Below are 21,821 nucleotides of genomic sequence, written 5' to 3' on the forward strand. Positions count from 1 at the left end.
TCCATTCCTTTGCTCAACATCCTCGCCATCTCCGGCAGCCTGCGCGCCGCCTCGACCAATTCGGGCCTGATCGCGGCACTCGCGCAAAACGCGCCGCCGGACTGTCACGTCTCCGTCTACGACGGGCTTGGCCGGCTGCCGATTTTCAACCCCGACGACGAAGGCGAGCGGACGCCGCCGCAAGCAGCGGCGCTGATCGATGCGGTCACCGCCGCTGACGGCGTCATCGTCTCCTGCCCGGAATATGCCCACGGTGTGCCAGGCGGCCTGAAGAACGCGCTCGACTGGCTGGTGTCGCACGATGCCGCCGTCGGCAAACCGGCCATGCTGGTCCATGCCTCGCCGCGCTCGCTGTTTGCTCGCGCCGCACTGGCCGAGATCATGCGGACAATGTCTTTTGCGCTTTACGAAGACAGGGCGCTCGAAATCGGTCTGCTCGGCAAGGGACCGCCGGCGGTGGAGAAAATCCTGGCGGAACCGGAAAACCGGCTGGCGATGCGCGGCGCCGTTTCGGCTTTTGCCGAATTCATTGGCGCTCGATGAGCAGTCGGGGCCTTATAGCCTTGGCATCTGGCGAAAGCCGAGTGACGTCCAATCTCCCCCTTGCGGGGGAGATGTCCGGCAGGACAGAGGGGGTGCGACGGATCGCCAACTTTCGACTTCAGCCATTCCCAACCGGAACAGCCTGAAAGGGCGTGCCATAATTGGCAGGTAAGTCGGAGGAACAGCACCCCCCTCTGCCTTGCCAGGCATCTCCCCCGCAAGGGGGGAGATTGGCAGCTTCGCCGATGGCGCCTACTCTGGAACTAGCCCTTCCGTCTCCGCGTCTCAACGTCGGTCTCGCCGACGAACCAGTCGCGTGCAGCGACCTCCTCGAAGACCACCCAGACATCATTGTTGGTCAGGCCGGTGACGCCGGTGATGGCCGCCGTCACCTGGGCGGCGATCGCGGCCTTTTTGCCGGCCGGGTCATCGGCAATCACCTCCTTGACCAGGCGGATATTCACGAATGGCATGGTTCCCTCCCTTGGATATGCTTGGCGGCCGCTCAGTAGGTTTTGGCGCCGTTGACCATGAGCCGGACCATGTAGAGCGAGGTCGTGCCGGCGATGTAGAGGCAGTTCAGCTTGTTGCCGCCGAACACGCAATTGGCAACGACTTCCGGTACCTTGACCTTGCCGATCAGCGTCCCGTCTGGATCGTAGCAATGGATGCCGTCCGCGGCGCTGGTCCAGATGCGGCCGTCCGCATCCAGCCTGAAACCGTCGAACAGGCCGGCGGTGCAGTCGGCAAAGGCCTTTTCGCCTGAGACCGTCTTGCCGCCCTGGCCGACATTGAACACCCGGATGTGCGCCGGGTTTTGTGCACCATGCGTGCGGCCGGTATCGGCGACGTAGAGCTTGCTCTCGTCAACCGAAAAAGCGAGCCCGTTGGGCCTGACCATGTCGGTGATCACCGCCTCGGTCTCGCCGGTGCCGGGATCGATCCGGTAGACATGGCAGGCGCCGATCTCGCTTTCGGCCTTGTCGCCCTCGTAATCGGTATCGATGCCGTAGCTCGGATCGGTGAACCAGATCGAACCGTCGGACTTGACCACCGCGTCATTGGGCGAGTTCAGCCGCTTGCCGCGCCATTTGTCCGCTATGGTGATAACCGACCCGTCATGCTCGGTGCGGCTGACGCGGCGGCCGGAATGCTCGCAAGTAACCAGCCGGCCTTGCCGGTCGACGGTGTTGCCGTTGGAATTGCCGGACGGCTGACGGAACACGCTGACGCTGCCGTCGGTCTCGTCGTAGCGCAGCATGCGATTGTTCGGGATGTCGGACCAGACCAGATAGCGCCCGGCCGCAAACCAGGCCGGTCCTTCCGCCCATCGGCAGCCGGTAAACAGCCTGTCGACCTGTGCATTGCCATTGAACAGCCGCGAAAAGCGCGGATCGAGAACTTCGTAGAATTCGCTGGCCATGGTTCCTCCCGGTAGCAGTCGCTTGGCGAGGCACGATCAAGCCAGCCTGCGATCGATATGGCAAGATCGATGATGCGTCAGAAGCATTATGGAAGCGAATGCTGGCCCGGACGGCAGGTCACGTCCCGTTAACCGGCTATGCGCCCAGCGCAATGGTGCATTGCAACATCTTATTTTTGCAACGCACCATAACTATGTCATGCTTCGTATCGATCAAGGGAGGAACACTTGCCGCGAAGTGCGGCGCAAAGGAAACTCGCTATGATCATCGACAGCCTCATGAGCCGCGCTCGCGCCAGCATCGCCAAGCGCCGGCATTACAACCGCCTCGTCGCCGAAATCGACAGCTTCAGCAGCCGCGACCTCGCCGACATGCGCGCCGACCGCAGCGAAATGCTCTATCAGGTCCACAAGCAGATCTACGGCTGAATCTTCGGTCGAGTAACTCGGCCGCGCCTAGGCGCGTTGATATTCAGGTCAGGCCGAGTCGGAGTCGAAGACGAGCGCGCAGCGACCAAACAGGTGGATTCCGAGAACCGGAGCGGAGCGTACTTTGGGTACGCGAGCACCGGAAGCGCAGGAAGCCGCCGTTTGCAGGCCGGCATCACCTGAATATCAACGCGCCGTCAGCGCCTTCTCGATTTCGGGCAACAGCAGCGTCTGCGCCGAGTCCGGCGTCAGCGGCCCGACATGCTTGTAGGCGATCTTGCCATCCTTGCCGATGACGAAGGTCTCCGGCACGCCGTAGACACCCCAGTCGATCGCCGCGCGCCCGACCTGGTCGACGCCGATCGCCTGGAACGGATTGCCGAGATCGCCAAGGAACCGACGGGCGTTTTCCGGCTGGTCCTTGTAGTTCAGCGCGGCCATGACGAAGCGTCTGTCCTGCGACAGCGCCAGCAGCACTGGATGCTCTTCGCGGCACGGCGCGCACCAGGACGCGAAGACGTTGACCAGCGTCACCTGGCCGACGAACTGTTTTGAATCGAGGCCCGGCAAATTGGTGCCCTCGAGCGCCGGCAGGTTGGTCTGCGGCGCCGGCAGGCCGATCAGCGCCGACGGCACTTCCGACACGTCGCGCCCGGACAAGAGCTGCGCCAGGAACAATCCCGCCAGCCCGAGAAAGACCAGCAGCGGCACCAGCACGATCAGGCGGCGGCGCGCCGGTGTTTCCGTTTCCGTGCTCATGATTTTGCTGCCTTATCGGAGCGCCTGCGCAAGCCGGACGCCTCCAGCTCGGCGAGCTCTCGCCTGCGGCCGCGCTGGTCGAGCAGGATCCAGCCGATCAGCCCGCCCAGCACCACGGCCGTGATCGCATAGGCGGCGGTGACATAAAGCGCGTGTACGCTCATGCTTTTCGCTCCGCGGCGCTTTCCAACCGGTCCGTCTCGCCTTGTTCCGACATGTCTTCTCTTAACGCCGCGCCATCGGCTCCGCAATTGTTCGCCGCGCCGCAGGCATGAGCCGAAGCCAACACATCAATCCGTTCCGTGCCGCAGCGCCAGCGCCGCCGCCACCGGCCCGAGCACGGCAAGGAACAGGGTCAGCGCGGCAAGAATGAGGAAGGGCTGCAGGAAGGGATCGGGGTCCGCCACCGCGCCATAGCTGGCCGATACGCCGAAGATCAGCACGGGAATGGTCAGCGGCAGCACCAGCACAGAGATCAGCAGCCCGCCACGCGGCAACGCCACTGCCACCGCTGCACCGGCAGCACCGATGAAGGTGATCGCCGGCGTGCCGACCAGAAGCGTCAGCGCCGTGGCGCCGATGCCGGCCGGCTCCATGTTCATGAACAGGCCGAGCAGCGGAGCGGCGATGACCAGCGGCAGCACGCTTCCCGTCCAATGCGCCAGGCATTTCGTCAGGACGGTCAAGGCCAGCATGTGCCGATCGTTGCCAAGCACCAGAAGATCGAGCGAGCCGTCCTCGCGGTCGGCCTGGAACAGCCGGTCGAGGCCGAGCAGGCAGGCCAGCAAGGCGGCAATCCACAGGATCGCCGGGCCGACGCGGGCCAGCAGCCTCAGGTCGGGACCGACGCCGAAAGGGATGGTCGCGATCACGGCGAGAAAGAAAATCACGCCGGTCAGCGCCCCGCCGCCGGCGCGGATACTCAGGCGGATGTCGCGCAGGAAGAGTGACCACATTATTGTTTGGTCCCGATGCATGCATGAAGGCCAAGCAAAGGATGGAGTTCCATCGCGTAGAGCACCAACATCAAGCGGCCTCGCCCATCACCAGCCCTTGTGCCCCCGCGATCCCCAGCGGCAAATGCGTGGCCGCAACCACGATCCCCCCACCATTGAGGTGCTTCCCCATCAATTCGCCGAATCTCTCCTCCGAAACCTTGTCCAGCCCTGCCGTCGGCTCATCCAGCAGCCACAATGGCCGGTGGCTGACCAGCAGTTTTGCAATCGCCGCCCGCCGGCGCTGGCCGGTCGAGAGATAGCCGAACGGCAGATGGCCGATGCCGCCCAGCCCGACGGTCTCCAGCGCCTCTTCAACACCCTTGGAACCTGCGCCCGAAAAATCGCGCCAGAAGCACAGGTTCTCCTTAACGCTCAATGCCGTCTTCATCGCGTCGAGGTGGCCGAGATAGTGACAGGCCGAGGCGGCCGACGGAAAGTCTTCGCCACCACCTTCGAATCGCACACGGCCTGCCGCCACCGGCAACAGTCCGGCGATGATCCTGAGCAGCGTCGATTTGCCGGCGCCGTTGGGCCCGGTGACGACCAGCGCCTGGCCTTCCCCCAGCGCGAATTCGATGCCGGAAAATACCGTCTCGCCGCCGCGTTCGCCGCCCAGATTTTCGGCGATCAGCCGCATCCGTTCCCCTTCGCCGAAAGTTCAAGCGCGGCTTCGGTGCGCCGCAGCAAAAATGGCAATTCCGTGTCTAGAACTATTCCGGAAAATTCTCTATATCCGCATCATCCGTGCCAGCGGTCGGCACGGGAACCGAATTTGCGCCGAACCAGCGCGCGTGCCGCCTTGAACGGCCCGGACGCTTGGGAACGGACAGCGGAAATGGCCGTACCCGCACCTTTGCGCGTGATTTGCATGCCCACTGGCGTCCGTTTCCTCCCGGCAACCGACAGTTAGGGATCGCACGTGTCCAAATCACTCGACAGCTTCAATTGCCGCTGCACGCTGACCGCCGGCGGCACCGAATACATCTACTATGATCTTGTCGAGGCCGAAAAGAACGGCCTCACCGGCATTGCCCAATTGCCTTATTCGATGAAGGTGCTGCTGGAGAACCTGCTGCGCAACGAGGACGGCCGTTCCGTTACCAAGGAGAGCATCCAGGCGGTCGCCGGCTGGCTGACCGACAGGGGCGCCGCCGGCGTCGAGATCGCCTATCGCCCGGCCCGCGTGCTGATGCAGGATTTCACCGGCGTTCCAGCCGTGGTCGACCTTGCCGCCATGCGCGACGCCATGGCCTCGCTCGGCGGCGACCCGCAAAAGATCAATCCGCTGGTGCCGGTCGATCTGGTCATCGACCACTCGGTCATCGTCGATGAGTTCGGCACGCCGATGGCTTTCGCCCGCAATGTCGAGCTTGAGTATGAGCGCAATGAGGAACGCTATAAATTCCTGAAATGGGGCCAGCAGGCCTTCCGCAATTTCCGCGTCGTGCCGCCCGGCACCGGCATCTGCCATCAGGTCAACCTTGAGTACCTCGGCCAGGTCGTGTGGACCAACAGCGAAGACGGCGAGACCACCGCCTATCCCGACACCTGCGTCGGCACCGATTCGCACACCACCATGATCAACGGCCTCGGCGTTCTCGGCTGGGGCGTCGGCGGCATCGAGGCGGAGGCCGCGATGCTTGGCCAGCCGGTCTCCATGCTGCTGCCTGAAGTCATCGGCTTCCGGCTCACCGGCAGGCTGAGGGAAGGCGTCACCGCTACCGACCTGGTGCTCACCGTCACCCAGATGCTGCGCAAGAAGGGCGTCGTCGGCAAGTTCGTCGAATTCTTCGGGCCGGGCCTGTCCAACATGACGCTGGCCGACCGCGCCACCATCGGCAACATGGCGCCCGAGTATGGCGCCACCTGCGGCTTCTTCCCGGTCGACAGCGAAACCATCCGCTATCTCACCATGTCCGGCCGTGACGAAAGCCGTATTGCCCTGGTCGAGGCCTACTCGAAGGCACAGGGCTTGTGGCGCGATGCCGGCTCGGCCGATCCGGTCTTCACCGACCTGCTCGAGCTTGATCTCGGCAGTGTCGTCCCGTCGATGGCCGGCCCGAAGCGGCCGGAAGGCCGGGTCGCACTTGAAGGCATTCCGGCCGGCTTCGCCAAGGCCATGGAGACCGAATACAAGAAGGCCGCCGAAATCGACAAGCGCTATGCCGTCGAAGGCACGGACTACGATCTTGGCCATGGCGATGTCGTCATCGCCGCCATCACCTCCTGCACCAACACCTCGAACCCGAGCGTGCTGATCGGCGCTGGGCTGTTGGCGCGTAACGCCAACCGGCTCGGCCTCAAGCAGAAGCCGTGGGTCAAGACCTCCTTGGCGCCGGGCAGCCAGGTCGTCGCCGAATATCTCGAGAAATCCGGCCTGCAGAAGGAGCTCGACCAGATCGGCTTCAACCTGGTCGGCTTCGGCTGCACCACCTGCATCGGCAATTCCGGCCCGCTGCCGGCGCCGATCTCAAAGACCATCAACGATAAGGGCTTGATTGCTGCGGCAGTCTTGTCTGGCAACCGCAATTTCGAAGGCCGCGTCTCGCCCGACGTGCAGGCGAACTATCTCGCCTCGCCGCCGCTGGTCGTCGCCCACGCGCTGGTCGGGACCGTGACCAAGGATTTGACCACGGAGCCGCTCGGCGAGGATCGCAACGGCAATCCAGTCTATCTCAAGGACATCTGGCCGAGTTCGGCCGAGATCCAGGAATTCATCGAGAAGAACGTCACGCGCGAATTGTTCGCCCGCAAATATGCCGACGTCTTCAAGGGCGACGAGTACTGGCAGAACGTCAAGGCGCCGGAAGGCCAGACCTATGCCTGGGACGACAATTCGACCTATGTGCAGAACCCGCCCTATTTCGCCGGCATGACGTCAGGCTTCGGCAAGATCGGCGATATCAAGGGCGCGCGTGTGCTCGGCCTGTTCGGCGACAAGATCACCACCGACCACATTTCGCCGGCCGGTTCGATCAAGGCGGCCTCGCCGGCCGGCAAGTACCTCACCGACCACGGCGTCGGCGTCGCCGATTTCAACCAGTACGGCACGCGCCGGGGCAACCATGAGGTGATGATGCGCGGCACCTTCGCCAATATCCGCATCCGCAACCATATGCTGGGCGAGAACGGCCGCGAGGGCGGCTACACCATCCATTACCCGTCGAAGGAAGAGGAATCGATCTACGACGCAGCCATGCACTACAAGAAGGAGGGCGTGCCGCTGGTCATCTTCGCCGGCGTCGAATATGGCAACGGCTCGTCGCGCGACTGGGCGGCCAAGGGCACCAATTTGCTGGGCGTCCGCGCGGTCATCGCCCAGTCCTTCGAGCGCATCCACCGTTCCAATTTGGTCGGCATGGGCGTCATCCCCTTCGTCTTCGAGGAAGGCACCTCATGGGCCTCGCTCAACCTCAAGGGCGACGAGCTGGTCGAGATCGACGGACTGAGCAACATCAAGCCGCGGCAGAAGATGATCGCCGGGATCACCTATGGCGACGGCAGCGTCAAAGAGGTTCCGATCATCTGCCGCATCGATACGCTGGACGAGCTCGACTACTTCAAGAATGGCGGCATCCTGCAATACGTGCTGCGCGATCTTGCGGCTTAAGGGAGTAGGGCAATAAGGGAGTAGGGCAGTAGGGAGCCAGGACAAGCCACCTACTGCCCTACTGCCCTACTGCCCTGTTCTTGGCTTGCCAAACCGCGCTGTCGCCGCCAGCAGCACGCCGAGCATCAGCCCGTTGAATATGTGCCACAGGAAATGCGTGCCGAGCGGAAAGCCGCCGCAGACCAGCGGATCGATCATCCTGCAGATGACCGACACGACGAAGATCGCCGAACCCGCCAGATTGTACCAGCCGGCGCGATTGCCGCTGGCCGCCACCCAGGCGCCGAAGAAGGCGAGCGCCAGAAACGGCGGCAGATAGCCGGTCGTCCCGTTCGACGCTTGGCGCAGCCAGTCCGGCACGGCAAAGGTCACCAGCCCGGCAACGGCGTAAAAGGCGACGAAGATGGCGATCGCCTTGCCCCATTTCATGCCGAGAAAACGTCGCAGGTTGAACAGCGTGTAGGCCAGCGTGAACCCTGCAATGGGCAGCACGTCGGCCAGGATCATTGCCCTTGTGGCAAAGGTGTGGAACAGCGACGACCCAACGCCGATCGCCACCACCCACCAGGCCAGCACTTCGGCGAAGGTGCCGGTTCCGCGCGTGCGCACCTGCCAGACACCCCATAGCCCGGCGGCAAAAAAAGCCAGATTGCTCAGCGCATTGAGCGGTTCGGCCCAGAATTCCGGCCCCGTCCGTTCGCAATAAAGATCGACCGGCGCCAGGAGAGATTGCCACATGCTGATTGCCGCCCGAATCGCTTCCATGGTGAAGTGCAAGTCCACCTATTGCGCCCTTGCCAGCGGTTGCAACGGCAAAATTTCACCGCAACGTGACTTCCCGTTGACTGCCGCTTCTGCCACATATTTCGATAACCAGAACAAAGCCGGCGTCACCGGCGGGATCGGAACGGTCATGCCATCTCGAAGACCATTGCGGCTTGCGGCCCTTGCGCTGGCCCTCTCGGCGTTTGCCGGCAGGGCCCTTGCCGAGCCAACCGACAAGCCATTAGGCGTCATCGAGCTCTTCACCAGCCAGGGATGCAACTCCTGTCCGCCGGCCGACGAATTCTTCGCCGAGCTCGCCGCCAAGGAGGACATCGTCGCGCTCGCCTATCATGTCGATTATTGGGATTACCTCGGCTGGCAGGACACGCTGAGCCGCAAGGAAAATACCGAGCGGCAATATGAGTATATGCGCGCCTTCGGCAGTCGTTCCGTCTACACCCCGCAAGCCGTCATAAACGGCCGCAGCCATGTCAACGGCGCCAGCCGCAAGGAAGTCGACGGCGCGCTGGCCCGCATGGAGAGGGTCGGCGAAGGCATGCGCGTCGGCATCAAGGTCAGCCGGACCAGCGATCGCGTCATGATCGATGCCGGCGACGCCGTGACCGGCCCCACCGACGCGCATGTCGTCATCGTCTATTTCAATCCGCCGCAGACGATAAAGATCGGCAAGGGCGAAAACAGCGGCCGCAGCATGACCTACTGGAACGCCGTCTCCAGCATCCAGACCGCCGGCATGTGGCACGGCAAGGCGCAGCGCTACGAACTGCCAATGAGCGAGATCGCCAAGAAGGGCGGCTGCGCCGTGCTGCTGCAGTCGGTCGGCAAGGACGGCATGCCCGGTCCGATCCTGGGTGCAGCCTTTATCCGCAAGCCTTGAACTGAAACGTCGCGCTGCCCCTCATCCGCCTGCCGCCATCTTCTCCCCGTATAGTGACGGGGAGAACGGAACTGGCCGCGGCATCGGCGTTCTTCGTGCAACGCTGGTGATTGGCAAAACCGTGGCCGACTGCGTCTTTCTCCCCGTCGCTGTACGGGGAGAAACGCCCGGCAGGGCAATGAGGGGCTGCGCAGACCGACGATCATAACGCAATTAGGGGCCCTCGCATGGCCGTCTTAACGTGCCCCGCTTTCGGAGGCGATCCCAGCGGCCGGCCAATAAAAAACCGGCGTCAGCTTGCTTCTGACGCCGGTCATTTAGGTTTTGGGATCGTCGCACCCGATCTGTCCAAGGAAAAACCGAGGTTGGTTCGATCCGACGCAGACCCGTGGGCGGGGGGCTTGGGGTTTACGAGCCGGTGCCGGACCGAACCGTCTCAGGCAACGCCGATAAATTCGTCGGACATTGGGGCATGAGCACGGATAAAAAATGGCAGGATTGTGGCAAAGCATCACCAATTCCAACAGGCGTTTCGCAAACGTGACTGGACGCTGGAGAAACCGCGCGGTGCTGGCCTTGCCCGGCCGGGCCTTGCAATTCCGCAGCGAAAGCGCCAACTTTGGTCGGCGTACGATTCATTGCGAGGATCCAGGCATGACTGATCGCAGCAGCGGGACGGAGGATGGGGACGCATCCGCAATATTGATCCCGCTGCATGAGGCAAGACGCGAACGCCTCGACCAGCCGGTGCGGTTCGACCGGCGCGAACTGGACCAGATCCTCAGGCTCTACGGCCGTATGGTTGCCGCCAACGAGTGGCGCGACTATGCCATCGACCATCTCGCCGACCGCGCTGTTTTTTCTGTCTTCCGCCGCACCAGCGAAGTGCCGCTTTTCCAGATCGTCAAGGATCCGAAGCTGGCGCGCCGGCAAGGCGCGTTCGCTGTCATCGCCGCCGGCGGGCGCATCCTCAAGCGCGGCCAGGAGCTCGGCCGGGTACTTGGCGTGTTCGACCGAACGCTGAAGCTGGTCGAGGCGTAACCTCTTATTTTTGTTCGCGGAACTTCCGCTCGGGCAGCGATTGCGGATCGGGCGGGATGGACGCCCCGCCATTGATCGGCAACTGCATGAACACCGTATCCAGCCAGCGTCCGTGCTTATACCCTGAGCCTTCCAGGCGGCCGGAATGACGAAAGCCGAGCTTCTCGTGCAACCGTACCGAGGCGCTGTCGGGCCGGCCGTCGCCGATCACCGCGATGATCTGGCGAAAACCCGCCGCCTTGGCCGCCTCGATCAGCCCTTGCATCAAGAGCAGCCCGACGCCTTGCCCTTTGGCCTCGAGCGCGACATAGACGGAATCCTCAACGACGAAGCGGTACGCCGGGCGCGGCCGGAACGCCCCGGCATAGGCATAGCCGAGCACGCCGCCGGCCTTTTCCGCAACGAGATAGGGAAAGCCGCCCGCCATCAGGCTGTCGAAGCGCGCGCCCATCTCGGTCCGGCTTGGTGGCTCGAGTTCATAGCTCGCCGTGCCACTCGTCACCGCGTCGGCATAGATTTCCGTGATCCGGTCGAGATCGGCCGACGTTGCGGCCCGTAACGTGATGCTGCTCATAATTTATGCAAGTCGTTCATCTGCCCTATATCTCAGCAAAAGCCGGCACAAAAGAAAAGGGCGGCCATTGGGCCGCCCTTTCCAAACTCGCTGGTCCAGTCAGACCATGATCCCGAAAAGTGGAAACCGGTTTTCGGAAAAGATCATGGTCGACAAGGAACGCCGTACTAGCGACGGTCGCCCATGAACTGCAGCAGGAACATGAACAGGTTGATGAAGTCGAGATAGAGCCTCAATGCGCCCATGATCGCCTTGCGGCCGGCGACATCAGTCTCGTCGCCCTCGAAATACATCTCCTTGATGTTCTGCGTGTCGTAGGCGGTGAGGCCTGCGAAGATCAGCACGCCGATCGCCGAAACGGCGAAGGAAAGCGCCGACGACTGCAGGAAGATGTTGATCACCATCGCGATGATCAGGCCGACCAGGCCCATGACCAGGAACGAACCGAACGCCGAGAGATCGCGCTTGGTCGTGTAGCCGTAGAGCGACAGCCCGCCAAAGGCGGCGGCGGTGGCGAAGAAGGTCTGCGAGATACTGGCGGTGGTGTAGACCAGGAAGATCGACGAGAGAGATAGGCCGACGAGGCCGGCATAGACCCAGAACGTCGTCTGCGCGGCCGAAACGCTCATCGACTGGACGCGGAACGACAGGAACATCACCGCTGCCAGAGGGGCAAAGATCACCAGCCATTTCAGCGGCGAACCAAAGATTGCGTAGCCGAACGAGGTCAGCATCTCGCCGCTTGGCAACGTCGCGACCGCCGAGGCGGGATCGCTGGTGGTGGCCAGCATGATTGTGCCGACCGCGGCAAGGCCGGTGATGAGGAGGCCAAGCCCCATCAGATTGTAGACTTTGATCATGTAGGCGCGCAGGCCCTGGTCGATGGCAGCATCGACGCCGGCGCCGGGCACGGCGCGCGTCTGATAATTGCGAACGGGATCAGCCATGGAAATCCTCATATTGCTTCTGCCCCGTCCGGTGTCAGGTCCATTTGAACCCAGGCGCCGCTGGCGGGGCTCCAGCATGCCTGCGCCGAAATATGATGGTTCTTGGCGTAAAGGACAAGACCGTAACCGGACGTAATGCTCCGTGAAGTGCCGGAGATCCGGTTTTATTGGCCTTCCCGGCCGAAACATTAACGAGATTTAATCAAAACCGGCTCTGGCTCAAAGATTCCGCAGCACCGGCGCCGCCTTGTGGCCCAGCACCCGCCACGTCCCGGCAAGGCCGATGCCGACCGTGACCACCAGCGAAAAGCCGATGGTCGCCACCGCCACCTCGGGCATGAAGTGCGATGGCAGCGTCATGATGCGCGCGACGACGAACCACGCCGCCACACCGCCCGCCGCCAGCGCGAAGATCGCAGTGGCAAGGCCGATCAGCATGTATTCCAGCGAAAAAGCGGCGATCAGCGTTTTCCTGGTCGCACCCAGCGTCTTCAGCACCACCGCGTCGTGGATGCGGGCCCGGTTGCCGGCGGCGAGCGCCCCGGCCAGCACCAGCACCGAGGCGATCAGCGCCACGCCGGCCGCTGCCCTGATTGCCGTGCCGAGCTGCGCCACCAGCCGATTGACGATTTCGAGCGCGTCCTTGACCCTGACCGTCGTCACCGCTGGAAAAGCCCGGGTGACGGCGTTGAGAAGACGCGCATCGTCGGCCGCCGACGCATTCGTCTCGGTCAGCGTCGCCAACCAGCCATGCGGCGCCCCGGCGAATGTGTTGGGCGAGAACACCATGACGAAATTGATGCCCATGGTTTCCCATTCGACCTGGCGGAAATTGGCGATCTTCGCCGTGATGTTGCGGCCGAGCACGTTGACGGTGATGGTGTCGCCGAGCTTCAGCCCGATCTCTTTGCCTTCCTCGGCGGAAAACGAGACCAGCGGCTGGCCGGCATAGTTCTCCGGCCACCAGCTGCCCTCGGTCAGCGTCGCATTCTCCGGCAGCTTTGCGTCATAGGTCAGGCCGCGATCGCCGCGCAGTACCCAGGCGCCTTCGGCCGGAACCTTGACCTTGTCGACAGCGACGCCGTTGAGCGCCATCACCCGGCCGCGCAGCATCGGGACCCTGATCAGCCTGCCCTGCGGCGCCTCTTTGCCGACCAGCGCGGAGAAAGCATCGACGTCGCCGCTCTGGATATCGACGAAGAAGAAGTTCGGCGCCCGTTCGGGCAGGCTGCCCGAGATCTGCCGCCTGAGATTGCCGTCGATCAGCGCCAAGGTGACCAGGAGCGTCAGCCCGAGGCCAAGCGACAGCACCACGGACGGCGTCAAGGCGCCAGGCCGATGGATGTTGCCGATGGCGAGCCTGAGCGCGGTCGAGCGCACGCGCGGGCTTTTCTTCGCCGCCCACTGCACCAGCGTGCCGACGACACGCAGCACCAGGAACGAAAAGACCGTGGCGCCGACGAAGATCGAGGCAATACGGCGGTCGCCGGAAAACAGGATCGCCAGTACCGCCAGGAGCAGCGCGATACCCAATGCCGCGGCGATATAGAGCGGGCGGGGAAAACCCCGGCCCTCGAAACCCATTTCGCGAAACAGCGCCGTTGCCGGCACGTCGCGGGCGCGGCCGAGCGGCAGCAAGGCGAAAGCCAGCGTCACCAGCAGCCCGAACAGCGCTGCCATGCCGAGCGCGCCGGGATAGAACCCACCTTCCGCCGGCACCGGAATGACCGACTGCAGCGCGGCACTTGCAACAAACGGCATCAATGCGCCGAGCACCAGGCCCAGCGTGATGCCGAGGGCGGCGATCATCAGGATCTGCACCAGATAGACGGCAAAGACGAACCCTCCCGAAGCCCCCAGGCTCTTGAAGGTGGCGATGACGCCGCGCTTGCCGTCGAGATAGGCACGCACGGCATTGGCCACGCCGACGCCCCCGACCACCAGCGCCGTCAGCCCGACCAGCGTCAGGAATTGCGAAAACCGCTCGATGTTCGAGGACAGCGCCGGCGCTGCGTTGCTGCGCGTGCGGATCGACCAGCCGGCCTGCGGGAACTCTTTTGCCGCCTGCTCCTGGATCGCCTTGATCTGTGTCTCAGTAGTGCCGCCGGGCAGGCGGACCTTATAGGCATTCTCGACCAGGCTGCCCGGCTGGATCAGGCCGGAAGCGGCAAGCCCGTCGGTCGACACCATCAGCCGCGGCGCAAAGCCGAAGCCATCCGACACCGCATCCGGCTCGTTGACCAGCCTGGCGCGCAGCTCGAAGGTCGCGCTGCCGAGCTTCAGCCGGTCACCGATGCCAAGGTTCAGCCGCTCGAACAAAAGGTCCGGCGCCGCGGCGCCGAAGACTCCGGATTTTTGGTCGAACAGATCCTCTCGCGACAGCACCGGCTCGGTCTCCAGCGCGCCATAGAGCGGATAGGCGCCGTCGACCGCCTTGGCCTCGACCAGCGCTTGGTCGGAGCCGTCCTCGAGCCTCGCCATCGAGCGCATGTTGGCACTGTGCGAAACCGTGCCAAGCCGGTCGAGGAAGCTGCGTTCGGCTCTGGTCGGATCGCGCTGGTTGAGCTGGAAGCGGAGATCGCCGCCGAGCAGCGTCTGGCCCTGGTCGGCAACACCGGCGGAAATCGCTTGCGCCACCGAATTGACGCCGCCGATTGCCGCGACGCCGAGCGCGATGCAGGCAAGGAAGATCAGGAAGCCGGACAGCCCGCCACGCATTTCTCGCAGAGAAAACCGAAAGGCGAGCCTCAGCGTTTGCGACAGCGGCATCAGGCGGTCACCTTGCCGGCCCTGGTGGCCGGCTCAGGCGCGTCCTCGATCAGCCCCGACCGCATCGACACCTGGCGCGAGCAGCGCGCCGCGAGCACCGGGTCATGCGTGACCAGCACCAGCGTCATGCCGCGTTCGGCCGCCTTGGCAAACAGCAGGTCGGCGACGTGCCGCCCCGTCGCCTGGTCGAGATTGCCGGTCGGCTCGTCGGCGATCAGGATGCGCGGCGACGGCGCCAGCGCCCGGGCGATCGCCACGCGCTGCTGCTCGCCGCCAGACAATTCGCCGGGGTAATGGGTGACGCGATCCCTGAGACCGACCGCCGCCAGCTCGCGCGCCGCCACGCCGAACGGATCGACATGACCGGCAAGCTCCAGCGGGACGGCGACGTTTTCCAGCGCCGTCATATTGGGGATGAGATGGAAAGACTGGAACACGATACCGATGTTTCGTCCCCGAAACGATGCGATCTGATCTTCGCTTTTGCCGTTGAGCAGCTCGCCGGCAATTCGTACCGCTCCCGAATCGACCCTTTCAAGCCCGGCCAAGACCATCAGCAATGTCGACTTTCCCGAACCTGAAGGTCCAACGATGCCGGTTGCCTCGCCGGCCGCGACATCAAGGCTGACGCCCTTCAGCACATGGACCGAGGATGCACCTTCGCCGAGTGTCAGCGATACGTCTTTCAGCGAAATGACGGCTTCTTCCAAAATCAAATCGTCCTATATGGGGGAATGAGGGCAGAGCATCAGATGCTCGACAAAGATGAAAACCTGCCTTCGCAAACCGATGTTCCTCGTCATATGGGGCCTGCCGCATGGCTTTCAAACACACCTTTGCCGCGGCCTTCGCCCTTTTCCTCACAATCTGCGGCGCCATTCCGTCGGCACGCGCCGAGCCCTTCACCATTGTCGGTTTCGGCGACAGCTTGATGGCAGGCTTTGGGCTCGGGCCAGGGGAAGGCTTTACCGAAAAGCTGCAGGCGGCGCTGCGCGCCAAGGGCTACGATGTCACGGTCACCAATGCCGGCGTCTCCGGCGATACGACGAGCGGCGGCCTGTCGCGGCTCGACTGGTCGGTGCCGGACGGCACGCAACTGGTCATCCTGGAGCTCGGCGCCAACGACATGCTGCGCGGCGTTTCGCCCGCCATAGCGGAAAAGAACCTGGACGCCATGCTGGCAAAGCTGAAGCAGCGCAAGATCGCTGTGTTGCTGGCCGGGATGCGCGCGGCGCCCAATCTCGGCGCCGATTACCAGACCGCCTTCGACGCGACCTTTCCGAGACTGGCTGAAAAATACGGCGTGCCGCTCTATCCTTTCTTTCTCGAGGGCATCGCCGGCCAATCCGTCCTGCAGCTCGAAGACGGTCTTCATCCAAACGCCCGAGGCGTCGACCGCATCGTCGAAGGTATCCTGCCCAGCGTGGAGAAGACCATTGAAGCGGTCCGGGGCAATTCCTGAAGGGGAGGGTTCGCCGCCGCAACACCTTCCGCAGGGGAAGCTTTTAGGCAGGCCTGCGACCAACAAACCCCTTGCCCCGTTTGAATATCGATGATTCGCTAGGGCAAGAGTTCGATTCGAGGACAGGAGGCTTCCCATGCCGCGTCTTTTTACCGCCCTCGAAATACCGCGTGATGCCGCTCTTTCGTTGTCCCTGCTCAGGGGCGGCCTGCCTGGAGCCCGCTGGATCGACGTCGAAAACTATCATCTGACGCTGCGCTTCATCGGCGATGTCGAGGGCCATGTCGCCGACGAGATCGCCAACGCGCTCGACCGCGTTCACCGCCCGTCCTTCCCGCTGACGCTGTCCGGCGTTGGCGCCTTCGGCCAGAAAAAGCCGCATGCGGTGTGGGCCGGGGTCGCCGCTTCGCCCGATCTTTCCGCATTGCAGGCCGAGATCGAGCGCATCTGCCAGCGGCTCGGCATCCCGGCCGACCCGCGCAAGTTCATGCCGCATGTGACGCTGGCCCGCCTGCGCAATTCGAGCCCGCTCGACGTCGCCCAGTATCTGTCGGCGCGCGGCAATTTTTCGACGCTGCCGTTCCGGGTCGGCCGCTTCGTGCTGATGTCGTCGCGCGACTCGGTCGGCGGCGGGCCTTACGTCGTCGAGGAAGCTTGGCCGCTTTCGGGTGCCGACAGCCGGGCCGCCAGCCGTTTGGTCGGTGCCGCCGACGCTTCGCGGATCATGCGGTAGACGGACATGGCCAGGGAGAAACTTGCAAAGGAAGCGATTAGCGCCGAACTTGCCGGCCTCGACGGCTGGTCGCTGGCCAAGGATGGTGGCTCGATCACGCGCACCTTCACCTTCAAGAATTTCTCCGAAGCCTTTGCCTTCATGACCCGCGTCGCCCTGGCGGCGGAGAAGATGGACCACCATCCCGACTGGTCGAACGTCTACAAGACGGTAAACGTGACCCTCAACACGCACGACGCCGGCGGCCTGACGGCGCTGGATTTCGATCTGGCCAGGAAGATGAACCGCTATTTCGGCGGCTGAGCCTATCTGCACCTTGCAGCGAGGTTCAGCTTTCACCACATTTTGCCTCGCGGTCACGCGTGAAGTCACGCGACGGCGGCAAGGAGAGATTGATGGCGCAAAAATCCGGTTTTGATTTCTTCGGCCTCGGCAGCAAGCCGGGCAATGAGAGCGAAGTGCGCGAAAAGTTCTGGCGTACGGCGAAGAGGGCCGCCCGGCAGATCCCGTTCATGGAAGAGGTGGTCGCCGCCTATTACTGCGCCATGGACAAGAAGACGCCGCTGCGCGCCAAGGGCACCTTGCTGGCTGCGCTCGGCTATTTCGTGCTGCCGACGGACGTCATCCCCGATTTCATCCTTGGGCTAGGCTTCACCGACGACATCGCCGTGCTGACCGCCGCGATTACCGCCGTCAGCGCCCACATCACGCCGGCGCACCGGCTCGCCGCCAAGCAGGCCATCGCCGACAAGAGCTGAGCCGGTGCGACGCAAAAAATCGCGCGAGATCCGACTTTCCGGCCGTCAAACCCACCGCCGCACCCGCGCCTTGTAGGCGCGATAGACATCTCCGAACTTCCGCTCGAGGTAGCGCTCTTCCGGCTCGATGACGCCGGTATTGATCACCCACAGCAGGGGGATGACGAGCGCGATAGCCCAAAGACTTCCGGCCGCGACGCCGAGGCCCAGATAGATGAGGGTCGCTCCCAGATAGAACGGGTTCCTGGTCCGCCGATAGACCCCGTCGACGACCAGCGCGGTCGTTGGCAAGGTCGGTGGTATGTTGGTTCCAGCGGCCTGAAAGCGGCCCGCCGCCATAAAGATGAGCACAAAGCCGCACACCGCGAGCACAGCGCCGGCCAGATAGCGGGCGAGGGCCTGCCCGGCCATGACCGGGAGCGGCGCGAGCACCTCGAGCACGGTTGCCGCCGCCAGGAAGCCGAGGAAGATCAAAGGCGGCAGCGCAATGACCCCGGGCACGTCAGGCGCGCCCGATCCGCCTGCCATCTCTCCGCCATCCGACCGTGGCACCGCGCCGCTGGCCGCCGCGCGGACGGCGACACGAATGCCGAACACGATCGCCAGGACGACTGTGCCGCCCGCCAGGATCAGAACTGTCTCGGAAATGGCCATGACCAAATCTCCCGTAAGCCGCCAAGGAGGGCACCCTGGCCGAGTGCCGTGGCGGCGAACGCAGACATGGTACCGCCTGCAGGGAAATTCGTCACGCACCTCAAAAAAGCGAGAATCGCCGCAAGACCTAGCTGCTTGAAAAGTCAAACTCTTGCCGTTTTCGTGGCCTCCAAGTCGCGGCAGGGACATTGCGCCAGCCGCTTTTTCGAGCGGCAGCGCGAAGACGGCGGCGGTTTCCTGGCGTGAACATCCTTTTCTCAGGGGAAATTCACCGTTTGGTAACCCAGATTAAATCAAAATGAAGCGACGGGCAGGACGCCGGGCCGGCCTGCCGCCGCACCAGTGGAATACGGGAAAAGCGATGCGCGGATTGATTGCTATAGTTTCCAGCCTGGCCCTGGTGGCCTTGACGGTGCCCGCGCTGGCGCAGTCGGCAACCAAGATCGGCCAGCACAATGCCTGGGGCACCTACAGTTATCAGGCGTCGGGCGGCGGCAAGGTCTGCTATGTCCTGACGGTGCCAACCGACAAGCAGCCGCCGACGCTCGATCACGGCGATATGTTCTTCTTCGTCAGCCAGCGGCCGGGGCAGCAAGTGTCCTACGAGCCGCAATTCATCGCCGGCTATACCTTCCAGGAGGGTTCCAAGGCCACCGTCACCATCGACAAGAAGTCTTTCTCGATGTTCACGCGCGGCAAGTCGGCCTGGGTCGAGAACGCCGCCGAGGAGCCGGTGCTGATCGCCGCAATGAAGACCGGCGCCGACATGAAGGTGTCGGCCAAGTCCGGCCGCGGCAACACCACCACCTACGTCTTCTCGCTGAAGGGCATCTCGGCGGCGCTGGCCTCGATCGCCAAGTGCAAGTAGAGTCCTCGTCCGGGATGTTCACTACCTAACACAGCAGCGTAAAGGACCCAGCGTTCGTGCGGTCTTTCCTTTTCCCTTGCGGGAGAAGGGAGAACCCCCAGCATGACTCCGCCATCAAGCTGTGCTATGCGCCGCGCTTCATTTCGGGCACGATGCTGTATTCGGCCGCAAATCGCTTATATTGGCGCAACAATGACCCTTTCATTCGATCTTACCGCCGGAGGCGCGCGTGACGCGTTGCGCTCCCGCACGCCGCCTGAAAAGCCGTCGCTGATCGGCTTGACGCGCGCCGAACTCGGGGCCGCCCTTGTCGCTGCCGGCATCGTGCCGGAGCGCCAGGCGAAGATGCGGGCCCAACAGCTCTGGCATTGGATCTATGTGCGCGGCGTTTCCGATTTTGCCGGCATGTTCAACATCTCCAAGGATCTGCGCGCCGCACTCGACAAGCATTTCACCGTCGCCAGGCCCGAGATTGTCGAGGAGCAGATTTCCTCCGACGGCACGCGCAAATGGCTGTTCCGCTTTCCGCCGCGCGGCGCCGGCCGGCCGGTCGAGATCGAGACCGTGTACATTCCCGAAGAAGGCCGCGGCACGCTCTGCATCTCCTCGCAGGTCGGCTGCACCCTGACCTGTTCCTTCTGCCACACCGGCACGCAGAAGCTGGTGCGCAACCTGACCGCCGAGGAAATCCTCGCCCAGCTTTTGACCGCCCGCGATCGGCTCGGCGACTTTCCCGACCGCGACACGCCCGACGGCGCCATCGTCCCGGCCGAGGGCAGGAAAGTGTCCAACGTCGTCATGATGGGCATGGGCGAGCCGCTCTATAATTTCGAGGCGGTAAAGAAGGCGCTGCTTATCGCATCCGACGGCGACGGGCTTTCCCTGTCGAAGAGGCGCATCACGCTCTCGACGTCGGGCGTCGTGCCCGAGATCTTCCGCACCGGTGAGGAGATCGGCGTCATGCTGGCGATCTCGCTGCACGCCACCAACGACGATCTGCGCGACCTTTTGGTGCCGATCAACAAGAAATATCCGCTGAGCGAGCTGATCGCTGCCTGCCGTGCCTATCCCGGCCTGTCCAACGCCAAGCGGATCACCTTCGAATATGTGATGCTGAAGGACGTCAACGATTCCATCGAAGACGCCAAGGCGCTGGTCAAGCTGCTCAAGGGCATTCCGGCCAAGATCAATCTGATCCCGTTCAATCCGTGGCCGGGCACCAACTACCAGTGCTCGGACTGGGAGACGATCGAGAAATTCGCCGACTACATCAACAATGCCGGCTATGCCTCGCCGATCCGCACGCCGCGCGGCCGCGACATCCTCGCCGCCTGCGGCCAGCTCAAGTCGGACTCCGAGCGCATGCGCAAAGTCGACCGGCTGGCGCTGGAAGCGATGATGATCGCGGGGCACGGCGAGGCGTGAATCGCCTCGTCGCCTATCTGATCCGCTTCGCCGTCATCCTTGTCGGCTATGGTGTTGCTTCGCTGGCGGCAAGCGCCTTCCTTAACATCATGTTCCTGGCGTCTCTTGGGCTGATGACGGACGAGACGCAACCGGCGGCGCAGGCCTCCCTGTGGTTTTCCGTCCCTTTCGTCGCGCTGTTCGTCGCCTATTTCGCTTTCATGCCGGCGGCGATCGCCATCCTGGTTTCCGAAATCCTCGGCCGGCGCGACTGGCTGTTCTATGCACTGGCGGGCGCGGCGGTGGCGGCGGTCTTCCTCGGCTTCGTCCACCAGACGGCCGATGCCAATTTCGAGGTTACCAACACCAGCGTCATGCTGGCGGTGATCGGCTGCGGCATGGTCGGCGGTATTTTCTACTGGCTGAGCGCCGGGCGCTCGGCCGGAAGCTGGCGTCAGATCGGACGCCCTATTTCGCCTGGGCCGTCAGGATCTTGAGCGCGAAGGCCGAAAAAACTCCGGCAAAGAGATAGTCGACGACGCGCGTCACGCGCGGGCTGGATTTCATCGCGGCCGAGAACTTTTCCGCCGCCAGCACCATCGGCGCCGTCACCGGGATCGCCAGCACGACGAACATCGCGCCGAGGAAGAACAGTTTTCCCGGCGCGTTGGGATCATGCGCGGAGACGAATTGCGGCAGGAAGGTCATGAAGAACAGGATGATCTTCGGGTTGAGCAGATTGACCCCGAGCCCCGCCGCCCAGCTGCGGAACAGCGAGATCTGCGGCCCGCTCTTCTTCTCCGGTGAAAACGCCGAACCTTTTGTGATCGCCTGCCATGCCAGGAAGACCAGATAGCCGGCGCCGAAAATCTTCAGCACGAAGAACGCCATCGGCGAAGCGACGATCAGCGCCGAGACGCCGACCACCACTAGCGTGGTGTGGATCAGCGTGCCGCACAAGGCGCCGGCCATCGAGGCAAAGCCGGTGGCGCGGCCCTGACTCAGCGTGCGCGACACGAACAGCGTCATATCAGGCCCAGGCGTGATCGCCAGGATGAAGGTGGCGATGGAGAACTGGATAAGCGTCGTACTGTCGGGGATGAAGGACATGGCTCGTCTCGTAGCGGCAAAAAGACGGCGCAGCCATACCGCAAGAGCCGTATTCTCGCCAGCCTCTGGGAGATGC

26 protein-coding genes are annotated in these 21,821 nt (G+C 63.5%); 12 read left to right on the forward strand and 14 right to left on the reverse strand.

Annotated features, from left to right (window positions below):
* Window positions 1-9: 9 nt before the first annotated feature.
* Window positions 10-543 carry an NADPH-dependent FMN reductase gene (locus tag NKH13_RS16235; RefSeq protein WP_352913181.1) on the forward strand — a complete coding sequence of 178 codons (534 nt, stop codon included), beginning with the start codon at window positions 10-12 and terminating at the stop codon, window positions 541-543.
* A 263-nt stretch (window positions 544-806) separates the two neighbouring features.
* On the opposite strand, the gene NKH13_RS16240 is transcribed toward NKH13_RS16235, so the two are convergent.
* On the reverse strand, window positions 807-1,016 hold the full coding sequence (locus tag NKH13_RS16240; RefSeq protein ID WP_352913008.1) for a tautomerase family protein: 210 nt from the start codon (window positions 1,014-1,016) through the stop codon (window positions 807-809).
* A gap of 32 nt (window positions 1,017-1,048) precedes the next feature.
* Window positions 1,049-1,966, reverse strand: a complete 918-nt coding sequence (locus NKH13_RS16245) for an SMP-30/gluconolactonase/LRE family protein (RefSeq protein ID WP_352913009.1) — start codon at window positions 1,964-1,966, stop codon at window positions 1,049-1,051.
* A 261-nt stretch (window positions 1,967-2,227) separates the two neighbouring features.
* Between NKH13_RS16245 and NKH13_RS16250 the strand changes: the two genes are divergently transcribed.
* On the forward strand, window positions 2,228-2,395 hold the full coding sequence (locus NKH13_RS16250) for a hypothetical protein (protein WP_023721879.1): 168 nt from the start codon (window positions 2,228-2,230) through the stop codon (window positions 2,393-2,395).
* 186 nt (window positions 2,396-2,581) lie between these two features.
* Here the strand turns inward: NKH13_RS16250 and NKH13_RS16255 are convergent, their stop codons facing one another.
* From NKH13_RS16255 to ccmA, 4 genes are all read right to left on the reverse strand, one after another.
* Complete coding sequence (locus NKH13_RS16255; protein WP_352913010.1) at window positions 2,582-3,154, reverse strand: DsbE family thiol:disulfide interchange protein; 573 nt, start codon at window positions 3,152-3,154, stop codon at window positions 2,582-2,584.
* Window positions 3,151-3,318 carry a heme exporter protein CcmD gene (ccmD, locus tag NKH13_RS16260; RefSeq protein WP_352913011.1) on the reverse strand — a complete coding sequence of 56 codons (168 nt, stop codon included), beginning with the start codon at window positions 3,316-3,318 and terminating at the stop codon, window positions 3,151-3,153. The genes NKH13_RS16255 and ccmD overlap by 4 nt, the downstream gene beginning before the upstream one ends.
* Before the next feature lie 126 nt (window positions 3,319-3,444).
* On the reverse strand, window positions 3,445-4,110 hold the full coding sequence (gene ccmB, locus NKH13_RS16265) for a heme exporter protein CcmB (protein ID WP_352913012.1): 666 nt from the start codon (window positions 4,108-4,110) through the stop codon (window positions 3,445-3,447).
* 70 nt (window positions 4,111-4,180) lie between these two features.
* On the reverse strand, window positions 4,181-4,789 hold the full coding sequence (gene ccmA / locus NKH13_RS16270) for a heme ABC exporter ATP-binding protein CcmA (RefSeq protein ID WP_352913013.1): 609 nt from the start codon (window positions 4,787-4,789) through the stop codon (window positions 4,181-4,183).
* Between the two features lie 282 nt (window positions 4,790-5,071).
* Between ccmA and acnA the strand changes: the two genes are divergently transcribed.
* On the forward strand, window positions 5,072-7,762 hold the full coding sequence (gene acnA / locus NKH13_RS16275) for an aconitate hydratase AcnA (protein WP_352913014.1): 2,691 nt from the start codon (window positions 5,072-5,074) through the stop codon (window positions 7,760-7,762).
* 66 nt (window positions 7,763-7,828) lie between these two features.
* Here the strand turns inward: acnA and NKH13_RS16280 are convergent, their stop codons facing one another.
* Window positions 7,829-8,500, reverse strand: a complete 672-nt coding sequence (locus NKH13_RS16280; protein ID WP_352913015.1) for a ceramidase domain-containing protein — start codon at window positions 8,498-8,500, stop codon at window positions 7,829-7,831.
* Between the two features lie 45 nt (window positions 8,501-8,545).
* Window positions 8,546-8,677, reverse strand: coding sequence for a hypothetical protein (locus NKH13_RS16285; RefSeq protein WP_352913016.1), 132 nt, complete (start codon window positions 8,675-8,677; stop codon window positions 8,546-8,548).
* Between NKH13_RS16285 and NKH13_RS16290 the strand changes: the two genes are divergently transcribed.
* Window positions 8,676-9,425: a DUF1223 domain-containing protein gene (locus NKH13_RS16290; protein ID WP_352913017.1), complete on the forward strand. Its 750-nt coding sequence runs from the start codon at window positions 8,676-8,678 to the stop codon at window positions 9,423-9,425. The two genes, NKH13_RS16285 and NKH13_RS16290, sit on opposite strands and share 2 nt — an antisense overlap.
* Before the next feature lie 654 nt (window positions 9,426-10,079).
* Window positions 10,080-10,466 (forward strand): DUF2794 domain-containing protein, encoded by a 387-nt coding sequence (locus tag NKH13_RS16295; protein ID WP_031212724.1) that lies wholly within the window; start codon window positions 10,080-10,082, stop codon window positions 10,464-10,466.
* 4 nt (window positions 10,467-10,470) lie between these two features.
* On the opposite strand, the gene NKH13_RS16300 is transcribed toward NKH13_RS16295, so the two are convergent.
* The 4 genes from NKH13_RS16300 to NKH13_RS16315 form a co-directional block, all read right to left on the reverse strand.
* A complete protein-coding gene (locus tag NKH13_RS16300; protein ID WP_352913018.1) occupies window positions 10,471-11,040 on the reverse strand; it encodes a GNAT family N-acetyltransferase in 570 nt (189 codons plus the stop codon).
* 167 nt (window positions 11,041-11,207) lie between these two features.
* Window positions 11,208-11,987: a Bax inhibitor-1/YccA family protein gene (locus NKH13_RS16305; protein WP_254817871.1), complete on the reverse strand. Its 780-nt coding sequence runs from the start codon at window positions 11,985-11,987 to the stop codon at window positions 11,208-11,210.
* A gap of 219 nt (window positions 11,988-12,206) precedes the next feature.
* Entirely contained in the window at window positions 12,207-14,756 is a 2,550-nt protein-coding gene (locus tag NKH13_RS16310; protein WP_352913019.1) for an ABC transporter permease, read from the reverse strand.
* Entirely contained in the window at window positions 14,756-15,466 is a 711-nt protein-coding gene (locus NKH13_RS16315; RefSeq protein WP_352913020.1) for an ABC transporter ATP-binding protein, read from the reverse strand. The genes NKH13_RS16310 and NKH13_RS16315 overlap by 1 nt, the downstream gene beginning before the upstream one ends.
* 107 nt (window positions 15,467-15,573) lie before the next feature.
* On the opposite strand from NKH13_RS16315, the gene NKH13_RS16320 reads away from it, so the two are divergent.
* The 4 genes from NKH13_RS16320 (at window position 15,574) to NKH13_RS16335 (ending at window position 17,709) form a co-directional block, all read left to right on the forward strand.
* Window positions 15,574-16,218 carry an arylesterase gene (locus NKH13_RS16320; RefSeq protein ID WP_292665168.1) on the forward strand — a complete coding sequence of 215 codons (645 nt, stop codon included), beginning with the start codon at window positions 15,574-15,576 and terminating at the stop codon, window positions 16,216-16,218.
* 136 nt (window positions 16,219-16,354) lie between these two features.
* On the forward strand, window positions 16,355-16,951 hold the full coding sequence (gene thpR / locus NKH13_RS16325; RefSeq protein ID WP_352466496.1) for an RNA 2',3'-cyclic phosphodiesterase: 597 nt from the start codon (window positions 16,355-16,357) through the stop codon (window positions 16,949-16,951).
* Between the two features lie 6 nt (window positions 16,952-16,957).
* Window positions 16,958-17,254: a 4a-hydroxytetrahydrobiopterin dehydratase gene (locus NKH13_RS16330; RefSeq protein ID WP_292665165.1), complete on the forward strand. Its 297-nt coding sequence runs from the start codon at window positions 16,958-16,960 to the stop codon at window positions 17,252-17,254.
* A 92-nt stretch (window positions 17,255-17,346) separates the two neighbouring features.
* Window positions 17,347-17,709 carry a YkvA family protein gene (locus NKH13_RS16335; protein WP_352719380.1) on the forward strand — a complete coding sequence of 121 codons (363 nt, stop codon included), beginning with the start codon at window positions 17,347-17,349 and terminating at the stop codon, window positions 17,707-17,709.
* A 45-nt stretch (window positions 17,710-17,754) separates the two neighbouring features.
* Here the strand turns inward: NKH13_RS16335 and NKH13_RS16340 are convergent, their stop codons facing one another.
* Complete coding sequence (locus tag NKH13_RS16340) at window positions 17,755-18,363, reverse strand: methyltransferase family protein (RefSeq protein ID WP_352719381.1); 609 nt, start codon at window positions 18,361-18,363, stop codon at window positions 17,755-17,757.
* Between the two features lie 361 nt (window positions 18,364-18,724).
* Between NKH13_RS16340 and NKH13_RS16345 the strand changes: the two genes are divergently transcribed.
* The 3 genes from NKH13_RS16345 to NKH13_RS16355 all read left to right on the forward strand — a co-directional run bounded on the left by NKH13_RS16345 (window position 18,725) and on the right by NKH13_RS16355 (window position 21,132).
* A complete protein-coding gene (locus tag NKH13_RS16345) occupies window positions 18,725-19,231 on the forward strand; it encodes an invasion associated locus B family protein (protein ID WP_352913021.1) in 507 nt (168 codons plus the stop codon).
* Window positions 19,232-19,423: 192 nt separating this feature from the next.
* Complete coding sequence (gene rlmN, locus NKH13_RS16350) at window positions 19,424-20,656, forward strand: dual-specificity RNA methyltransferase RlmN (RefSeq protein WP_352913023.1); 1,233 nt, start codon at window positions 19,424-19,426, stop codon at window positions 20,654-20,656.
* Window positions 20,653-21,132, forward strand: a complete 480-nt coding sequence (locus NKH13_RS16355; protein ID WP_352913025.1) for a hypothetical protein — start codon at window positions 20,653-20,655, stop codon at window positions 21,130-21,132. The genes rlmN and NKH13_RS16355 overlap by 4 nt, the downstream gene beginning before the upstream one ends.
* Here the strand turns inward: NKH13_RS16355 and NKH13_RS16360 are convergent.
* Window positions 21,104-21,745 carry a LysE family translocator gene (locus NKH13_RS16360; RefSeq protein ID WP_352479689.1) on the reverse strand — a complete coding sequence of 214 codons (642 nt, stop codon included), beginning with the start codon at window positions 21,743-21,745 and terminating at the stop codon, window positions 21,104-21,106. The genes NKH13_RS16355 and NKH13_RS16360 overlap by 29 nt on opposite strands.
* Between the last annotated feature and the right edge of the window lie 76 nt (window positions 21,746-21,821).

The organism is Mesorhizobium sp. M1348, assembly GCF_040317925.1.
Taxonomy (GTDB): domain Bacteria; phylum Pseudomonadota; class Alphaproteobacteria; order Rhizobiales; family Rhizobiaceae; genus Mesorhizobium.

Bases quoted from the DNA above. Each gene is read 5' to 3' on its own strand.
- NKH13_RS16305 (WP_254817871.1), bottom strand. From the start codon at position 11,987: ATGGCTGATCCCGTTCGCAATTATCAGACGCGCGCCGTGCCCGGCGCC.
- NKH13_RS16310 (WP_352913019.1), bottom strand. From the start codon at position 14,756: ATGCCGCTGTCGCAAACGCTGAGGCTCGCCTTTCGGTTTTCTCTGCGA.
- NKH13_RS16255 (WP_352913010.1), bottom strand. From the start codon at position 3,154: ATGAGCACGGAAACGGAAACACCGGCGCGCCGCCGCCTGATCGTGCTG.
- NKH13_RS16295 (WP_031212724.1), top strand. From the start codon at position 10,080: ATGACTGATCGCAGCAGCGGGACGGAGGATGGGGACGCATCCGCAATA.
- NKH13_RS16285 (WP_352913016.1), bottom strand. From the start codon at position 8,677: ATGACCGTTCCGATCCCGCCGGTGACGCCGGCTTTGTTCTGGTTATCG.
- NKH13_RS16250 (WP_023721879.1), top strand. From the start codon at position 2,228: ATGATCATCGACAGCCTCATGAGCCGCGCTCGCGCCAGCATCGCCAAG.
- ccmB (WP_352913012.1), bottom strand. From the start codon at position 4,110: ATGTGGTCACTCTTCCTGCGCGACATCCGCCTGAGTATCCGCGCCGGC.
- NKH13_RS16330 (WP_292665165.1), top strand. From the start codon at position 16,958: ATGGCCAGGGAGAAACTTGCAAAGGAAGCGATTAGCGCCGAACTTGCC.
- NKH13_RS16320 (WP_292665168.1), top strand. From the start codon at position 15,574: ATGGCTTTCAAACACACCTTTGCCGCGGCCTTCGCCCTTTTCCTCACA.
- NKH13_RS16245 (WP_352913009.1), bottom strand. From the start codon at position 1,966: ATGGCCAGCGAATTCTACGAAGTTCTCGATCCGCGCTTTTCGCGGCTG.
- NKH13_RS16280 (WP_352913015.1), bottom strand. From the start codon at position 8,500: ATGTGGCAATCTCTCCTGGCGCCGGTCGATCTTTATTGCGAACGGACG.
- ccmA (WP_352913013.1), bottom strand. From the start codon at position 4,789: ATGCGGCTGATCGCCGAAAATCTGGGCGGCGAACGCGGCGGCGAGACG.
- NKH13_RS16290 (WP_352913017.1), top strand. From the start codon at position 8,676: ATGCCATCTCGAAGACCATTGCGGCTTGCGGCCCTTGCGCTGGCCCTC.
- thpR (WP_352466496.1), top strand. From the start codon at position 16,355: ATGCCGCGTCTTTTTACCGCCCTCGAAATACCGCGTGATGCCGCTCTT.
- rlmN (WP_352913023.1), top strand. From the start codon at position 19,424: ATGACCCTTTCATTCGATCTTACCGCCGGAGGCGCGCGTGACGCGTTG.
- NKH13_RS16335 (WP_352719380.1), top strand. From the start codon at position 17,347: ATGGCGCAAAAATCCGGTTTTGATTTCTTCGGCCTCGGCAGCAAGCCG.
- NKH13_RS16340 (WP_352719381.1), bottom strand. From the start codon at position 18,363: ATGGCCATTTCCGAGACAGTTCTGATCCTGGCGGGCGGCACAGTCGTC.
- NKH13_RS16240 (WP_352913008.1), bottom strand. From the start codon at position 1,016: ATGCCATTCGTGAATATCCGCCTGGTCAAGGAGGTGATTGCCGATGAC.
- NKH13_RS16345 (WP_352913021.1), top strand. From the start codon at position 18,725: ATGCGCGGATTGATTGCTATAGTTTCCAGCCTGGCCCTGGTGGCCTTG.
- ccmD (WP_352913011.1), bottom strand. From the start codon at position 3,318: ATGAGCGTACACGCGCTTTATGTCACCGCCGCCTATGCGATCACGGCC.
- NKH13_RS16360 (WP_352479689.1), bottom strand. From the start codon at position 21,745: ATGTCCTTCATCCCCGACAGTACGACGCTTATCCAGTTCTCCATCGCC.
- NKH13_RS16300 (WP_352913018.1), bottom strand. From the start codon at position 11,040: ATGAGCAGCATCACGTTACGGGCCGCAACGTCGGCCGATCTCGACCGG.